We start from the raw sequence: 13,297 nt of genomic DNA, 5'->3' as shown, positions 1-13,297 counted from the left end.
ACCATAGTGTTTTTTCTAAGGGCAGGCTGCTTCCGTAGTCTGCCCTTTTTTGTGATTACGTTAATTACAATTTTGGTTACATAACAAAGTGGCATTTCTAAGCTTATTTGCTAGTTTGAAATCTGACTCTTCCTTCCTTTTATCTAGGGATCACTGCCCCATGAATGATGTGACGTCGCAAGAAAGTGGCTTTGAAAAAGTTTTTCGAAACTCTAAAGACGGTTTGGCGCTTTTCAAAGAAGGTGTTTTCTTTGACTGTAACCAGTCCATGTTGGATTTGGTGGGTATAGAAAATGAAGAAGACTTTTTCGGATTAACGCCTTTTGACTTGTCCCCTGAATACCAGCTTGATGGTCGTACCTCCTTAGAAAAAGGCACAGAGAAGATCGAGCAATGCCTTCGAGAAGGCAGTGTGCGCTTTGAGTGGTTGCACAAGAGGTTTAACGGTGATCTGTTTTGGTGTGAGGTGATCATCACCAAACTTATGCTAAATGGCGAAGAGGTCATTCATTGTAACTGGCGTGATATTTCTGAGAAAAAGAACCTCGCCTTAGAACTGGCCCAGCAAAAAGAAACCTTCGAGACCCTGTTTAACGAATCCATGGATGGCTTGAGTGTGTTCGATGGTCAAAAGTACATTGACTGCAACAAGGCCTTTGTTCGTATGTTTGGTTTTAACAGCAAAGAAGAGGTGATTGGGCTTCATCCAAAGGATATCTCCCCAGAATTCCAAGCAGACGGTAGGCCTTCAAAAGACGCCGCTAAAGAGATTATCTTTGATTCACTGCATAAAGGTGGTGTGCGTTTTGAGTGGGTGCATTCAAAGAAAGATGGAACCGAATTTTGGACCGAAGTCATTGTTACTAAGGTGACCTTGCAGGGGGCGGATCTTATCTATGCCGTCATTCGTGACATCTCGGAAAAGAAAGAGCTAGAGCTGCAAATCAAAGAGCGTAACCTTGAGCTGAAAGAGTCAAATGTCGTATTGGAAAATATGATCGAAAGCCTACAACAAGCCCAAGAAAAACTGGTTGAGTCAGAAAAAATGGCCAGTCTCGGATCCTTGGTCGCAGGGGTGGCCCATGAGATTAATACTCCTATTGGCGTGGGTTTAGTGGGTATTTCCCAGCTTATGGATGAAAGCGCCGCCATTCGCAAACGTTACGAATTAGGGCAGCTTACCGAGACCGATTTCGAAGATTTTCTAAATAACTCCAATGAGCTGTCAGGTATCGTAAATAAAAACCTCGAGCGAACGGCCCAATTGGTAAAAGGCTTTAAGCAAATCGCCGTAGACCAAACCAGTGAAGACGAACGGCAGATCGATCTAAAAGCTTACATCGAAGAAGTCGTCTTTAGCTTGGGATCACTGACCCGTAAATCCAATGTCCAAGTGGCAGTGGATTGTCCTGACAGGGTGCAGGTGGTCACTAATCCAGGGCTTTTATCTCAAGTACTGACCAACATGATAGTCAATTCTATCAACCATGGTTTCGTTGATCACACGTCCGGCAATATTGTGATCTCGGTGAATGAATGTGGGGATAAGACTTTTAATCTGCGTTACAAAGACGACGGCAAAGGCATCAGTGCTGAAAACCTACCTAAGATTTTTGATCCTTTCTTCACTACCAACCGTGGCAAAGGCGGTACGGGTCTGGGGCTGAATGTGACCTATAACATCATTACTAATGCCCTAGGAGGCTCAATCAAGTGTTACAGCAAGTTGGGTGAAGGGGTTGAGTTTGATATGCGCATCAAAGTCAAACAACACATCAAGTAGAAACCGATTCAGTCTCAAAAAAGCCCCGCATCAGGCGGGGCTTTTTTATAACCTATTGCTCTTAAGGTGAGACTAAGCGAGGCTGCTTTCAAAGAATTGAGTGATATTGTCGAACGGAATTTTATCCAGTTGATCGTATAGATCCGTGTGGGTCGCGTTCGGAATGATCATTAACTCTTTTGGCTCCGCCGCAGCAGCGTAAGCGGTTTCGCTAAAGTAGCGGGAATGAGCCACCTCCCCATGAATCAACAACACAGGACGTGGTGCGATTTCCGCAATGTAAGTCAGAATGGGAAGATTCATAAAAGACAGAGGCGTAGTCAGTGTCCAAGAGGCATTGGAGTTGATTGCACGAGGGTGAAAACCACGGTTTTCTGACTTGTAGTAATCTGCGTATTCCACCACAAATTGCGGCTCACCACCTTGTAACTCCAAAGAAACAGGGCCGTAGGCTGGCTTACCGTTTTCCACATCACTCCAACGCTGTTGGCTTAGTTGCTCAAGGGTTTGCGTGCGCTGCTCTTGGGTCATACTGTCGTTATAGCCCTTCGACATCACTCGAGTCATATCGTACATGGTGCTGGCAACAACGGCTTTGACTCGTTTATCCACGGCAACAGCGCTCAGTGCCATGCCACCAAATCCACATATGCCAATAACGCCGATGCGCTCGCGGTCCACATGGGCTTGAGTGCCAATACAATCCACTGCTGCGCTGAAGTCTTCGACGTTAATGTCAGGAGACGCAACGTTTCGGGGAGCACCACCACTTTCACCGGTAAACGAAGGATCGAAAGCCAAGGTAACAAATCCACGCTCGGCCATGGTTTGTGCGTACAGCCCAGAAGACTGCTCTTTCACCGCACCAAATGGACCGCTTACCACCAGGGCCGCAAGACTGCCATTGGCATTTTTAGGGGTGTATAAATCGCCCGCCAAAGGAATGCCGTAACGGTTTTGGAAGATGACTTTTTTATGGTCAACCTTGTCGCTCTTAGGGAAGGTTTTATCCCAGCTATTGTCTAAAGACAGACTGGTAGCACTCTGGGCAATGGCAGGGCTTGAAGCCATTGCACTCACTCCCACAGCAGCCAAGCCTGCACCTGTCATCTTAAGCAGGTCCCGGCGCTCGGCATTGTGAGACACTTCCTTATCGTTAAGGGACGTGTGTTGTGTTGGGTTATTAATACTCTTGTTCATAGGCACCTCATCCAATGGGTCAACATGAAAATACTGACTCTTATTGTTGCTGTGCATGGGGCAAAAGCTGTAGTTCATTCCTCTTAACTTCTTGCCAGATAATCCAGCCAAAAGTGGTTTAAATAAGGCCAATGGTGCAATGGTTAGGAGAAAGAGTGGGAATAAAAGCCCCTAAGGGATCATGCGGTTTGAGTTAAATGCATGATGGCCATTAGGGGCTGACGAGCGGTGAGTGCTCTAGGCGATTTGTTGTCCAGCGGTAGGGCCAGATTTTAGGGTGTAGACTTCATCGACTTTGATCAAGACAGCGCACTTTGGTGTTTTCATGCCGTTATCTGCGGCGTATTGAACGGCATTGTCATAAAAAACACCATCAAGATGGACTTCTGGTGTGCCCACAAAGCGGTAGCCGTCTAGGTTGGGGCGATCGATCACTGCAATGGCGATTTTTGAGCCTTGCTTGATGTTTTCTAGGGTTTGGCCGCCTGTATTTTCGTTAAAAATTAGATGGTTGCCGTCATAAACACGCAAGGAGCGTTTAGGGCCGATGTTTGGCATGCCGGACTCTTTAATGACGGTTGCCAAGATAGGCGTTTGCTCTGCCAACATGGATTGCATTGCATCGTTAAGTTTTTGATCGGACATTTGCTTACTTCCTTTGTCGTAATGTTAAAGATGATAATCTAAATCAAATGCAACTGATTGTCATTACTGTTTTGAGATGGTGATCTTCTGTTAACATAGAGGTTTGTTTAGGGAGCCAAGAGCGCACAAGATGGATATCAAGATAGAGCCAATGGCTGAACACCATGTGGCAGCGTTAGCAAGGATAGCTAACAATCAGCAAGTCAGTCGTACCAGTGGTGTGCCAGCCCATTGTTCTGAAGAACAGGTGCAAACATGGCTACAATCCAGCCGAGATTTTTTGGCGGATCCAAGTCAATCGGAAGAGTTGCATTGGGTGATTGTCTGGCAAGGCCAAGTAGTTGGCTGTTGTATTTTGAAAAAGCTCCATCGCATTCAAAACACAGGGGAATTGGCTTATTGGCTGGGGGAGCCTTTTTGGGGCAAAGGAATCAGCGAGTGCGCAGCTCGTCTGTTACTCACGTTTGCCTTTGACACCTTAGGATTAGAGGAAATGCATGCCCATTGCCTAAAGTGGAACAATCCGGCATCCATTAAAATCTTAACCAAGCTTGGCTTTGAGGCGGATCTTGATCGTCCAGACTTAGCCGTTGCTGGGCGCTTTGAGCAGTTTGAAGGGGATGTTTGGACCTTTTTTAAATTGTCTCGACGCCGCTGGCGACTAAGTCAAAACCTGTATCAAAACCATAAATCTCATGCCCCAAGAAACACTTCGCTGTGAACCACTTGAGCGTATTCACCATCAAGGTTCGCTAAGGACATGGCATGCACCTCTGCTGCGCTGTGAGGGTTACCAAAGTAGTCGTTTTTGGCAAACGTAAAGCAGGCATCTTCCACGACATAGACGTCATACCCTAGATTCCCACCAGTGCGAGCAGTGGCTTCTACTGAATTGTTGGTAGCCACGCCGGTGATCACAAGCTCATGACTGCCAAGGGTTTCGAGAACCTCTGCTAAGTGGTTTTGTGTGAAGGCACAGGGTACGGATTTTTCCAGTCGGGTTTCTTTGTCTTGTGGTTGGAAGTCAGACTTAAGGTTAAAGCCCGATTGGTGCGGCCAAAAGACGGAGTCCGGCTCCTTGGATCTATGTATCACATGCACCACTGGCCAGCCCTGCGCTCGCCAATGAGATAAAAGTGAGAGCATCACTTGTTCTGCATTTGGGTTATTGCGAGGCCCTAATTTAGGATGATCGATCCCTTCTTGCTGGTCGATGATTATCAGAGTTTTCAACATTCGTGACAGTCCTTAAATCTAAGTGGATAAATCTACTCCCTATCCACAGGCTTGTTAAGGCTTTGCAGTCGTTTCAGGTTTTGAAACGGTATGTTCCCGATACAGACAGCTGCCGATGGGCAGGATGTGAAATAATGAGATCAATTCTCAATGAAGAATTGATTTCATTATTACTCTAGAGGAAACGGATATGATCCTAAAACGTGCCATCGCCGTCAGTGCGATCCTATTAGCCAGCCAAATGGCGAGCGCAGCAGAATATGCCAAAGTCGTGAGCTATGATTTTGGCAGTATTGATACCTTGCATGCTCTGGGATTAAGCGATGTGGTGGCAGGTGTGCCTAAGCAGGGACTGCCAAATTACTTGAGTGAATTTTCAGGTGACCAGTACGCCGACATTGGTGGCTTAAAAAATCCTGATGTGGAAGCTCTAAAATCCATTCAGCCTGATCTTGTTCTAGTCACGGGTCGCCAAGGGAGCAAGATTCCAGAGTTGGAAGCCCTGTTTAACGTGCAAAATGTGGGCGCCCAAGGAGAGGATTACTGGACTGGCTTCAGTCAAAAGGTAAACGACTTGGCGGCGTCTTTTGATAAAGAGTCCGAAGCGGCGACGGCATTACAGGCGCTGAAAAAACAGATCGATCAGGTCAAAGGGTCTAACAAATCGGTTGTTGTTTTGACTCACAATGGCGGCAATGTGAGCCTTCGCAATGATGGCGTGGTTAACGACCTGCTGGGTCTGAAAACTCCCACCCTTCCAGAAGGTGTAGAAACCATTAAACGTGGTGCCCGCAGCTTCACACCTCTCACAGCGGCCAATGTGGCAGCTATGAAACCTGCAGTAGTGATGATTGTAGACCGCAGCGCGGCCATCGGCGCTGAATCTGGCGCCATGGACATGGAAAGCTTCAAGGCTGAATTGGCTGCAAACGGTGGCTCAGACATCCAAGTTGCTTATCTTGAACCAGAGCTTTGGTACTTGTCAGGTGGTGGTCTAGAAAGCCTCAAACTGCAAGTAGCAGAAGTTGCGAAAGCGCTGAACTAAGACCGTTTTAACTTTTAAAAAGCCACCTTAGGGTGGCTTGAAGACCCCAGTAAAGACGGGCTATGTCGCTTGTATTCTGGGGTTTTTGCTTTTCAATAGTGTGTGATAGTGGGGTTTGGTGTGGTCTTGGTGGACACTTTGTGGACATTGAAATGCCATTTAAAAAGCACTAAGCTTGTGCCGTTCCTGCTCTGCTTTTGCATCAGGCTTTCAAGACTTCCGCACCTGGCAGCCGCCCATGTAGGGCGTGTAAAAAAAAAGGGCTTAGTTTAGCCCCTTTTCTAATTTCTCTTTTGCTAGTTTTAGGTGTTGCCGTTTGTACCATACGTTGGCCGCGAATGTTGCGGCGGCAACCACTAGGCCACCATAGGCCGCTACATCGTTCGCTGTCATACTTCCCATCCATGCCGTAAAAGCGCCGCCGTATGTGGTCGGGCTTAGTATCTTTTCCATTAGTCGCACTCAATCTCAAACACTGTACAAATGCTACTGTAAGCAATTGATGAAGCGGGTGTGCCTAACCATGCTGGAACACCAATAGCCCCAGATAGACCAAGCAAGATAACCATAATCGGCTTTTTCTGATTTGCCCAAATGGACTTTAGTTTTTCCTTCATGCTAACGCCTTCTTAATTGAGTCCTTGATATACCAACTCGCAAAAGGGTTTGAACCAATTTCAAATTTGATAATGGCAGAAACCAGTTTGTATAGGTTGGCTTGTACGTCTATGGGTTGGTCAGGCGCTACGCCTACCGCCGCCGCTACGTGGTTTATATATGCGCTGGTTGGGTTTTCGTGGCTGGGAGCATAGCGGTTAATCAAGCCTTGTACGGTGTTTATGCCGTGTAGCTTTTGATAGTTCACTAGCAATTTAGCCCCTGCACGAATGCCGTATGAATACGTTTTGAACGTCTCAAAAGTAGGGTCTTCGCCTTCTGTTTTTCCGTCCCATTGAATGTTGGTTTTCACTACGTTCATGGGGTTCTTGTTGCGCATTCCGCGCACGTCATCGACTGCAAGCATTTTGCTCCCCCGATAGATGATGTAAACGAGCCCTAGACCAGCTAGGGCTAGGGCTGGTTTGTTCATTAGGCCGGCTCTGCCACTGGCTCAATGTCTGGCACTTCTACTTCCACATCAAAGCGAAGTGTTAACGCGCCGATGATGTCAGTAGGGGTAGTGGTGCCGCGTTCGTAAGTGCGGACTAGGACGCCGTTTTCATTGGCTTCTGTTTCCAGTGAAAATGATGGTTCGCCGTTATCGTCTTTCTTGATCGTGGTGCGCCAGCCTTCGGAGGCTAGACCGCTCACGCCGCTGATTTGGTACACGCCAAGCTCTAGACGTTCGGTTGTCATCTGTGGCTGTGTGCTGTTTTTATTTACGCCATCTGGTAGCAAGTTCAGCGCCGCTGTGGTTTGGATAATTGCCATGTTTTATGTTCCTTTTGTGATTGTTTCAGGAGTCTAAGCGCGGCGCTTAGACCGTTTTAATGAAGCCGTCAGCATCAACAATAGCCGTCTCGCCAATGACAGGGATTTCGCTCCACTCGCTCCAGCCGCCATTATTTGAATGGGCTGTAAATCGAGCACCGCCATCACTAAGGAAGTCGATTACTGTTCGGTTTTCGCCGTTGATTTCAGAACGGTAAACAACGAGTGAGCCATACAAATTAGCCAAGCCCCAACGAAGCTCAGGAGGTCGGTTAGGGTTAGGGGTCTGTGATCCATTCTGGATTTTGTAAATGCCCGGCTCACGAATCACAAAAAAATCTTCTGTCGTGAGTGTTGGGCGAACCTTCATAAAAGTGTGGAGGTTGTTAATATCCGCGAATTGACTAACGTCTGAGTTCAGCTTGGAAATCGTGGTATTAATCGCTTCGATTTGACTATCCAGTAACGCCAAGTCATTTAAGGTTGATTGAGAACCTACTTTCATTTGATTACCTCAGTAATAAAAATTTGATCATCTGCGGAGACTGCTTGGGCAGTGACCGCGCCTGTGTATTTAGTTAATTCCACATACTGACCAGCGCGAAGCGGGATACCCGCCACAGTCACCGTGTCTGTGTTGTCTTCCGATGCCATGATGGTCACATCACGGCGGTTTGTGTTCGCTGGGATGATGTAAGTCTCCCCAGCCGTAAAAGTCTTTTGAAACGTTGCGAGGCTTGTCGCTGGCGTCTCAATAGTTTTAAGCGTTTCCGTGATCTGGCGAATGTCTACGGTGTTGGCAATGTTGGCCGTGACCGTATTCATTACATTGGCCTTTAACGTCTCTGTGATCGTGCGAATGTCTACGGTGTTGGCAATGTTCGCCGTGACCGTGTTCATTACATCGGCCTTCAACGTCTCGGTGATCGTGCGAATGTCCACCGTCCCCGCAATGCTGGCGGTGATCTGGTTAGTGATCTCCGTCTTTAAGGTTTCGGTGATCTGGCGAATATCCACGGTGTTCGCAATGTTGGCCGTGACTGCTTCAACGATTCGTTGCACTTCGTTCACTTCCACAGGGTCAATAATCCCTTGAATGCGAACAGTTGAACCTTCGGCCAGCGAACGGAATTCCCCTTCCACTACGAGCAATTCAGCCGTGACAGGGCTTTCACCCTTGTTCTGTACTGTGAATTGGTCGAAGGCTGGAAAAGTGATCTGTGAACCACTCGGGATTTCCGCCCGTTTGTTGCTGGCCATCAATAACAGTGGTTCGCTTCCGCTGATGTACACAACGGTTTCACCACGCCCTGATAGGGTCACTTCTTCCAATGGTTGCAGAGTGACAAACATTACTTACCCCCTTTGATCAGTAGTAACCCCAGTACCACGGCCACGCTTACGCCGCCAATGGTGTACACAGTCTTAAGTGACTGGCTTGCCACGTCCGAAGCGCCGCCCGTTGACACAGATTTAGCGAGTTCTTTCATTGCCAAGTTGTTAGCCGCCGCATTCGCCGTGTTTTGCTGTACCAGCGATTCCGCAAAACCGAAGCCCGTTTGCAGTGCTTCGTTGTTGGACTCAATGGCCGTGGTGCCAAATTCAAAGCTTTTATCTAGCGCTTTGCTGTTGGCTTCTAGCGCGCTTTCACCAAAGCCAAAACCCTGATTAAGCGCGTCTTTTGCCAGCTCACCGTTTGCATTAATTGCCAGCTTGGAAACTTCAGTGTTGCCGTTGATAACTTCACCGCCGATCTCTAACGCATTTTCAGCAAAGCCCAGCGCCTCAGACCCAAGAGCAAAGGCACCATCAACCGCGCCGTAATCGGTGGTTGTCACCGTGTTGCCGTCACCCGCGACCACCGTTTCAGCGCTTTCCATACCTTGCAGTGAATAGTTGGTGACGTTGTTAACGGTTTTGTTTGAGCTTTTAGAACTACCGCCCATCACTCACCCCCTAGCGCGACTTTGTAGACACGTTCGATTTCATCACCACCAAAGCCATAGGCTGAGTAAAGACGGTGAGTGGCCTCGTTTGCGTGATAGCGAATGCTGTCAAAGCCCAGACGACTGGCGTTATCAATCAAGAATTGCCCCGCGTCTTTCATGCCATGACCCGCCACGCAAACGATCACAAACTCTCTACCGCTTGGTGTTTCTTCGCCGCGTGTCACCACCAACAAATCGGTGTTGTCCGATTCGAGCTTGTACAAATGGGCAATGCCGTCTTGCACTTGGTTACGAATGGTTTTGAAGTCGTCACCGCAGGCTGTAAGCAGTTTTTCAGGCACTTTAAGAGGCCAATTAATGCGCTGTACCTTCATCGTTTGCCCCCTTTGAACATGAACCAAAGTGCGACCACCACAACACCACCAATCAATAACGGGCTCACGCCTTTTGACTTGGAGTAGTTACCAAAGGCAAAGCCGCCTAGTGCGTTGGTGCCGCCTGTGTTAGTTGCCGTTGCGCTTAAGTCTGGATTGATGTCACCACCACCCGAACTGATGCCAGGAATAGAAGACATTTAACCTCCCAACTTTTTCGTTAAGAAAAACGACACAACGGCCAACATGACGGACTTGATTAAAAAGGGAATGAACCGCATTAGATCACCCCCATTTTTACGTGAAGAACGAACCAAGCCAGCGCCGCAATCAGCAACCACTTAACCCAGCCGAACGAATCACCCGCCCACCAGCCAGCACCGAAGCCGACCACACCCGATAAAAGAGGCGCTAAGAAAACCAATGGCATCATTTACCCCCTTTCATCATCATGGCGAAGACTGCCAACACGACCACCAGCACACCGCCACCGATCAACCAAGGCGAATAGGGCGGTAAAGCCGAAGCAGTGACAACAACGGTCTCCCCTGTGGCATTACTTGCCGTTTCCACTTTGGGAAGGGCTGAGCCTTCCGCGAGCTTTTCCGCTTGGGCTTGCTGTTGGTAAGACTTAGGCGCGCCCTCGCTGTCTTCGGTGTCATTCCACCACTCAGAAACGGCTTGTTCCTTTTCATCGACATAAGCGGTTACGCTGTCCCAAATACCCATAGCCGCCCCCTTAAGCCGTTGCTGATAGCGGTGCGACTTGTTGAATGGACTCAACCAAAACGGGAATAGGTTTCGCTTCGTTCACTTCCACACGGAAAACAAACTCAGAGCTGTAACCTGTGTTCAGCACGTCCGCTTGCTCAAAGCCGTACATGGTCGGATCAAAGGTAAACACGCCCTCTTGAGGGAAACGCCCGATTCGTTTTTGCTGGAAGCGCTGTAGCGAATCCTTTGCATCAAACAGAATGAGGTTGTCGCGCTCCACTTTCAGACGATTGATCCCCGCCTTGAAGTAAGCACGGCGAATAGACGTAGCCGCGTTCGCTGGAAAAGTCGTAAAGTCGTTCCAGCCTGCCGCGTTCGCTGGCATAACGTGAGTACGAATACGAGGCACCCAAACACGGCGAGCCTGTGCAGGGGTTTGGAAGGCGTAAGCGTCCAGAGTCAAAGCACCGGAACCTGCACCGATTTCCACTTCTAAGGTGATGTTCTCACCCGCCAAAGTGACCAAACCGCCGAAGTTCGCACCGTTCTGGTTTTTCGCTGTTGGGTTGGTAAATGGAATGACAAATGTACCTTCATCAACGAAGTGACCTTTGTAGTCTTCCATCATGACCAAATCGTCACCGCTCACTTGAATGATGGTGTCGCCGTTTAGCACAACGGACACTTGGCGGATTTGAGCCGCCTTCAAAGAGGTAACAAGGTGGATTTCGTTGTATGTCGGACCCACTGGCAAAGACATAGACGCCTTAGAGTTAAAGCCCACACCGTTGAAACTGTTTAGGGGTTTCACTACCTGTAACATATTGCCCCCTTAACCGATTGCGTCTTCGACAGCATCGACATTGTTTGACGCCCAGACAACCGCCGCCGCTACTGCTAGCGCGACCATTACCATAGGCATGTATTTTTTAACGTCTTTCATATTGTTGAATGTTCCTGTTCGTGATTAATGTTTGTTGAACAGGACGAAACATACAAAACCGCTCTAGGCTTCCGTCAAGGCACAAAAAAGCCCCGATACCTAAAGGTATATCGGGGCTTCTTATCCTTATTTTTTGCACAAATTAGCGTAACTTTCTTAGCTTCCCTGAGCCGTATTCACCTATATCGTGGTCATTGGTTTTAACCAAATAGTGGTATCTTGGTAGTGCCTTAATTGCATCAACTGGAAAATCCAGCTCTTTGGATAGGTAAACCGCATCATTAAGGCGTTGCTGACGGCCTACCCATTTATTAGGGCAGTTACCCACGATTGTTTTTGGCACCTCTTGTCCACGCTGAAAAATACAAATCGCTTCCAAGCCAAATTTACGGCCACCCGTCAAAATCTCACCAAATGCCCCAGTAGCTTTACCGCTGGTTGTCACACACTTCGCTAACTCTTCCATCACCACCTTAAGCGGCTTCTTGTGTAGGCCGTCCCCAGCGCCCCAGATAATTTTAGAGAATGCCTCTAGGTTTTTAGGGTTGGCACCATCGCTAGGGCTATAAGCAATTTTAAATCCCCGTGATTGCTTAGCGGCACGGGCAGAAAATAAAGCTCGAGCGAATTTAGAAAGCGAGGTATAGCGGCGCACCTCACGACCGCATAAGTCCTCGTAATCTAAATACGGGTCGAATATGGCGACCTGATCGGTAGCCTTTACCATGCCCAACTGCTTAACCGCCGTAGTCTTCCCCGAACCAGACGACCCCACCACCAACCAGTGGTTTTCAGACAGCTTGTTGTTTTGGTTTCTAGGCTTAAGCATTACGCGGCCACCTGATCACGCTGGCTGTTTTGCGTGTCCTGTTTGGCCTTGGCTTCGGCGGCATCTTTGGCCTTTAGCTCGCGGCTGGTGTCCATGCCCTCAGATACCAGTTTACCTACGGCCATGGCCGCTTTAATTTCGGCATCGTATGCGCCCATCCATTCAGGAAGCAAAGCGCCGTATTTGATCAATGCCGGGCTTAGGTTCTCAATGGCATACGCCTTGGTTTCGGTGGTGAATTCAAACTCAGGGTGAATGAAGCGCTTAAGCGCAAATTCAATCGTCCCTAAGCCCATGACCGCCGTCATTTGTGCGGTTTGTTCATCCATTTCGGCTTGTTGCTCCGCCGCTTTTTCTTCGGCCTTGGCTTGCTCAGGGTCGAAGTCTTCCGCCTGCTCTTCGGCTTCCAGAGCCTTTAGGTATTCCGCTTGCTCGGTGGGTAGTTCGCCAGTGTGTTCTAGTTCCAATTGTTCTTCGTCTTTCATGCTGTGTGTTCCTTATGTTTACTTGGTTTACGAGTGGCAAAAACTGCCGTGAGTAGTGCCGCGGCTAATGCCAACGCCCCCAGCAAGGCAGGGGGAGCCGTTGGGATAGCTTTAGGCTTATCCGTAGGTATCGGGTTAGGCTTGTTTTCGGTATCCTCTGAAACGCTGGAAGCCGCTTGTTTACTTGATATAGCGGCTTTTTCTTCTTCGGTTACTGGGCGAGTTACTTTTTCATTCAGCTTCACTACGAAGCCAATGTCATCAACAGTAACCTTTAGGTTGTCTGCTAGGTATTTTTGACGCGCCGCGCCGTTGCCTTGGTTGGTGCCGCAAGCAGGGCAAACCGTATAAAGACTTGAGCGTTTACCGCTTGCCTTGCGTACTTCCGCGATCTCTTTGCAGTGGCGTTCACTGCACTGAATAAAGCCGATTGTTTCAGCCATGAGCTAAAGCCCTCCGTGCTAGTTCTGTGATTACTTGATCATTCAACTCAGCGGACTTTGTAAGCGCTTCAAAAACGCCGCCTAGCCCCTTAGGGTTCATCATCAAGCTCATAGGGTTTACCCCATTCATGGTTTTTATGGATTCGACTAATTCCCATTGGGCTTTCGTTCGCTCTTCCATTAATTCCCTTAGTTGTTCGTTTTTCATTTTTGAATGTTC

22 protein-coding genes are annotated in these 13,297 nt (G+C 48.3%); 3 read left to right on the top strand and 19 right to left on the bottom strand.

Features of this window, described 5'->3' with window-relative positions:
- Positions 1-160 precede the first annotated feature (160 nt).
- Complete coding sequence (locus ACZ5DR_RS03770; protein WP_377366469.1) at positions 161-1,783, top strand: PAS domain-containing sensor histidine kinase; 1,623 nt, start codon at positions 161-163, stop codon at positions 1,781-1,783.
- 72 nt (positions 1,784-1,855) lie between these two features.
- Here the strand turns inward: ACZ5DR_RS03770 and ACZ5DR_RS03765 are convergent, their stop codons facing one another.
- Together ACZ5DR_RS03765 and ACZ5DR_RS03760 are read right to left on the bottom strand one after the other, a co-directional pair.
- Entirely contained in the window at positions 1,856-3,061 is a 1,206-nt protein-coding gene (locus ACZ5DR_RS03765) for a CocE/NonD family hydrolase (protein WP_377366470.1), read from the bottom strand.
- Positions 3,062-3,220: 159 nt separating this feature from the next.
- The gene (locus ACZ5DR_RS03760; protein ID WP_377366471.1) at positions 3,221-3,628 is read right to left on the bottom strand and encodes a pyridoxamine 5'-phosphate oxidase family protein; all 408 of its coding nucleotides are present in this window, start codon (positions 3,626-3,628) and stop codon (positions 3,221-3,223) included.
- 130 nt (positions 3,629-3,758) lie between these two features.
- Between ACZ5DR_RS03760 and ACZ5DR_RS03755 the strand changes: the two genes are divergently transcribed.
- Positions 3,759-4,349 carry a GNAT family N-acetyltransferase gene (locus tag ACZ5DR_RS03755; RefSeq protein WP_377366472.1) on the top strand — a complete coding sequence of 197 codons (591 nt, stop codon included), beginning with the start codon at positions 3,759-3,761 and terminating at the stop codon, positions 4,347-4,349.
- Here ACZ5DR_RS03755 and ACZ5DR_RS03750 read toward each other — a convergent pair.
- A complete protein-coding gene (locus ACZ5DR_RS03750) occupies positions 4,322-4,864 on the bottom strand; it encodes a cysteine hydrolase family protein (RefSeq protein WP_377366473.1) in 543 nt (180 codons plus the stop codon). The genes ACZ5DR_RS03755 and ACZ5DR_RS03750 overlap by 28 nt on opposite strands.
- A 190-nt stretch (positions 4,865-5,054) precedes the next feature.
- Between ACZ5DR_RS03750 and ACZ5DR_RS03745 the strand changes: the two genes are divergently transcribed.
- Positions 5,055-5,909 (top strand): ABC transporter substrate-binding protein, encoded by an 855-nt coding sequence (locus ACZ5DR_RS03745; protein WP_377366474.1) that lies wholly within the window; start codon positions 5,055-5,057, stop codon positions 5,907-5,909.
- A gap of 264 nt (positions 5,910-6,173) precedes the next feature.
- Here the strand turns inward: ACZ5DR_RS03745 and ACZ5DR_RS03740 are convergent, their stop codons facing one another.
- From ACZ5DR_RS03740 to ACZ5DR_RS03665, 16 genes are all read right to left on the bottom strand, one after another.
- Complete coding sequence (locus ACZ5DR_RS03740; protein ID WP_115468640.1) at positions 6,174-6,362, bottom strand: HP1 family phage holin; 189 nt, start codon at positions 6,360-6,362, stop codon at positions 6,174-6,176.
- Positions 6,362-6,526 carry a hypothetical protein gene (locus ACZ5DR_RS03735; RefSeq protein ID WP_377370049.1) on the bottom strand — a complete coding sequence of 55 codons (165 nt, stop codon included), beginning with the start codon at positions 6,524-6,526 and terminating at the stop codon, positions 6,362-6,364. Before ACZ5DR_RS03735 ends, ACZ5DR_RS03740 begins: the two co-directional genes overlap by 1 nt.
- Positions 6,523-6,999, bottom strand: coding sequence for a structural protein P5 (locus ACZ5DR_RS03730; protein ID WP_377370051.1), 477 nt, complete (start codon positions 6,997-6,999; stop codon positions 6,523-6,525). Before ACZ5DR_RS03730 ends, ACZ5DR_RS03735 begins: the two co-directional genes overlap by 4 nt.
- Positions 6,999-7,340, bottom strand: coding sequence for a phage tail fiber protein (locus ACZ5DR_RS03725; protein WP_377370053.1), 342 nt, complete (start codon positions 7,338-7,340; stop codon positions 6,999-7,001). The genes ACZ5DR_RS03730 and ACZ5DR_RS03725 overlap by 1 nt, the downstream gene beginning before the upstream one ends.
- 46 nt (positions 7,341-7,386) lie before the next feature.
- Positions 7,387-7,845 carry a pyocin knob domain-containing protein gene (locus ACZ5DR_RS03720; RefSeq protein ID WP_377370055.1) on the bottom strand — a complete coding sequence of 153 codons (459 nt, stop codon included), beginning with the start codon at positions 7,843-7,845 and terminating at the stop codon, positions 7,387-7,389.
- Complete coding sequence (locus ACZ5DR_RS03715) at positions 7,842-8,693, bottom strand: hypothetical protein (protein ID WP_377370057.1); 852 nt, start codon at positions 8,691-8,693, stop codon at positions 7,842-7,844. Before ACZ5DR_RS03715 ends, ACZ5DR_RS03720 begins: the two co-directional genes overlap by 4 nt.
- The gene (locus ACZ5DR_RS03710) at positions 8,693-9,286 is read right to left on the bottom strand and encodes a hypothetical protein (RefSeq protein WP_377370058.1); all 594 of its coding nucleotides are present in this window, start codon (positions 9,284-9,286) and stop codon (positions 8,693-8,695) included. Before ACZ5DR_RS03710 ends, ACZ5DR_RS03715 begins: the two co-directional genes overlap by 1 nt.
- Positions 9,286-9,663: a hypothetical protein gene (locus ACZ5DR_RS03705; RefSeq protein WP_377370060.1), complete on the bottom strand. Its 378-nt coding sequence runs from the start codon at positions 9,661-9,663 to the stop codon at positions 9,286-9,288. The genes ACZ5DR_RS03710 and ACZ5DR_RS03705 overlap by 1 nt, the downstream gene beginning before the upstream one ends.
- Complete coding sequence (locus ACZ5DR_RS03700) at positions 9,660-9,863, bottom strand: hypothetical protein (protein ID WP_377370062.1); 204 nt, start codon at positions 9,861-9,863, stop codon at positions 9,660-9,662. Before ACZ5DR_RS03700 ends, ACZ5DR_RS03705 begins: the two co-directional genes overlap by 4 nt.
- Positions 9,864-9,943: 80 nt before the next feature.
- Positions 9,944-10,096: a hypothetical protein gene (locus ACZ5DR_RS03695; protein WP_377370064.1), complete on the bottom strand. Its 153-nt coding sequence runs from the start codon at positions 10,094-10,096 to the stop codon at positions 9,944-9,946.
- Positions 10,093-10,392 carry a hypothetical protein gene (locus tag ACZ5DR_RS03690; protein WP_377370066.1) on the bottom strand — a complete coding sequence of 100 codons (300 nt, stop codon included), beginning with the start codon at positions 10,390-10,392 and terminating at the stop codon, positions 10,093-10,095. The genes ACZ5DR_RS03695 and ACZ5DR_RS03690 overlap by 4 nt, the downstream gene beginning before the upstream one ends.
- Positions 10,393-10,402: 10 nt before the next feature.
- Complete coding sequence (locus tag ACZ5DR_RS03685) at positions 10,403-11,200, bottom strand: major capsid protein P2 (protein ID WP_377370068.1); 798 nt, start codon at positions 11,198-11,200, stop codon at positions 10,403-10,405.
- A gap of 262 nt (positions 11,201-11,462) precedes the next feature.
- Positions 11,463-12,149: an ATP-binding protein gene (locus ACZ5DR_RS03680; protein WP_377370069.1), complete on the bottom strand. Its 687-nt coding sequence runs from the start codon at positions 12,147-12,149 to the stop codon at positions 11,463-11,465.
- The gene (locus ACZ5DR_RS03675; protein ID WP_377370071.1) at positions 12,149-12,634 is read right to left on the bottom strand and encodes a hypothetical protein; all 486 of its coding nucleotides are present in this window, start codon (positions 12,632-12,634) and stop codon (positions 12,149-12,151) included. Before ACZ5DR_RS03675 ends, ACZ5DR_RS03680 begins: the two co-directional genes overlap by 1 nt.
- Entirely contained in the window at positions 12,631-13,077 is a 447-nt protein-coding gene (locus ACZ5DR_RS03670; RefSeq protein WP_377370073.1) for a hypothetical protein, read from the bottom strand. Before ACZ5DR_RS03670 ends, ACZ5DR_RS03675 begins: the two co-directional genes overlap by 4 nt.
- On the bottom strand, positions 13,070-13,285 hold the full coding sequence (locus ACZ5DR_RS03665; RefSeq protein ID WP_377370074.1) for a hypothetical protein: 216 nt from the start codon (positions 13,283-13,285) through the stop codon (positions 13,070-13,072). The genes ACZ5DR_RS03670 and ACZ5DR_RS03665 overlap by 8 nt, the downstream gene beginning before the upstream one ends.
- Between the last annotated feature and the right edge of the window lie 12 nt (positions 13,286-13,297).

The organism is Marinomonas vaga (assembly GCF_055388305.1).
Note: the sequence above shows the minus strand (reverse complement) of the source record. Positions and strands in the feature narration are given on the sequence as shown.

Coding starts and splice junctions, on each gene's coding strand:
- ACZ5DR_RS03770 (WP_377366469.1), top strand. CDS start 161: ATGAATGATGTGACGTCGCAAGAAAGTGGCTTTGAAAAAGTTTTTCGA.
- ACZ5DR_RS03765 (WP_377366470.1), bottom strand. CDS start 3,061: ATGAACTACAGCTTTTGCCCCATGCACAGCAACAATAAGAGTCAGTAT.
- ACZ5DR_RS03760 (WP_377366471.1), bottom strand. CDS start 3,628: ATGTCCGATCAAAAACTTAACGATGCAATGCAATCCATGTTGGCAGAG.
- ACZ5DR_RS03755 (WP_377366472.1), top strand. CDS start 3,759: ATGGATATCAAGATAGAGCCAATGGCTGAACACCATGTGGCAGCGTTA.
- ACZ5DR_RS03750 (WP_377366473.1), bottom strand. CDS start 4,864: ATGTTGAAAACTCTGATAATCATCGACCAGCAAGAAGGGATCGATCAT.
- ACZ5DR_RS03745 (WP_377366474.1), top strand. CDS start 5,055: ATGATCCTAAAACGTGCCATCGCCGTCAGTGCGATCCTATTAGCCAGC.
- ACZ5DR_RS03740 (WP_115468640.1), bottom strand. CDS start 6,362: ATGGAAAAGATACTAAGCCCGACCACATACGGCGGCGCTTTTACGGCA.
- ACZ5DR_RS03735 (WP_377370049.1), bottom strand. CDS start 6,526: ATGAAGGAAAAACTAAAGTCCATTTGGGCAAATCAGAAAAAGCCGATT.
- ACZ5DR_RS03730 (WP_377370051.1), bottom strand. CDS start 6,999: ATGAACAAACCAGCCCTAGCCCTAGCTGGTCTAGGGCTCGTTTACATC.
- ACZ5DR_RS03725 (WP_377370053.1), bottom strand. CDS start 7,340: ATGGCAATTATCCAAACCACAGCGGCGCTGAACTTGCTACCAGATGGC.
- ACZ5DR_RS03720 (WP_377370055.1), bottom strand. CDS start 7,845: ATGAAAGTAGGTTCTCAATCAACCTTAAATGACTTGGCGTTACTGGAT.
- ACZ5DR_RS03715 (WP_377370057.1), bottom strand. CDS start 8,693: ATGTTTGTCACTCTGCAACCATTGGAAGAAGTGACCCTATCAGGGCGT.
- ACZ5DR_RS03710 (WP_377370058.1), bottom strand. CDS start 9,286: ATGGGCGGTAGTTCTAAAAGCTCAAACAAAACCGTTAACAACGTCACC.
- ACZ5DR_RS03705 (WP_377370060.1), bottom strand. CDS start 9,663: ATGAAGGTACAGCGCATTAATTGGCCTCTTAAAGTGCCTGAAAAACTG.
- ACZ5DR_RS03700 (WP_377370062.1), bottom strand. CDS start 9,863: ATGTCTTCTATTCCTGGCATCAGTTCGGGTGGTGGTGACATCAATCCA.
- ACZ5DR_RS03695 (WP_377370064.1), bottom strand. CDS start 10,096: ATGATGCCATTGGTTTTCTTAGCGCCTCTTTTATCGGGTGTGGTCGGC.
- ACZ5DR_RS03690 (WP_377370066.1), bottom strand. CDS start 10,392: ATGGGTATTTGGGACAGCGTAACCGCTTATGTCGATGAAAAGGAACAA.
- ACZ5DR_RS03685 (WP_377370068.1), bottom strand. CDS start 11,200: ATGTTACAGGTAGTGAAACCCCTAAACAGTTTCAACGGTGTGGGCTTT.
- ACZ5DR_RS03680 (WP_377370069.1), bottom strand. CDS start 12,149: ATGCTTAAGCCTAGAAACCAAAACAACAAGCTGTCTGAAAACCACTGG.
- ACZ5DR_RS03675 (WP_377370071.1), bottom strand. CDS start 12,634: ATGAAAGACGAAGAACAATTGGAACTAGAACACACTGGCGAACTACCC.
- ACZ5DR_RS03670 (WP_377370073.1), bottom strand. CDS start 13,077: ATGGCTGAAACAATCGGCTTTATTCAGTGCAGTGAACGCCACTGCAAA.
- ACZ5DR_RS03665 (WP_377370074.1), bottom strand. CDS start 13,285: ATGAAAAACGAACAACTAAGGGAATTAATGGAAGAGCGAACGAAAGCC.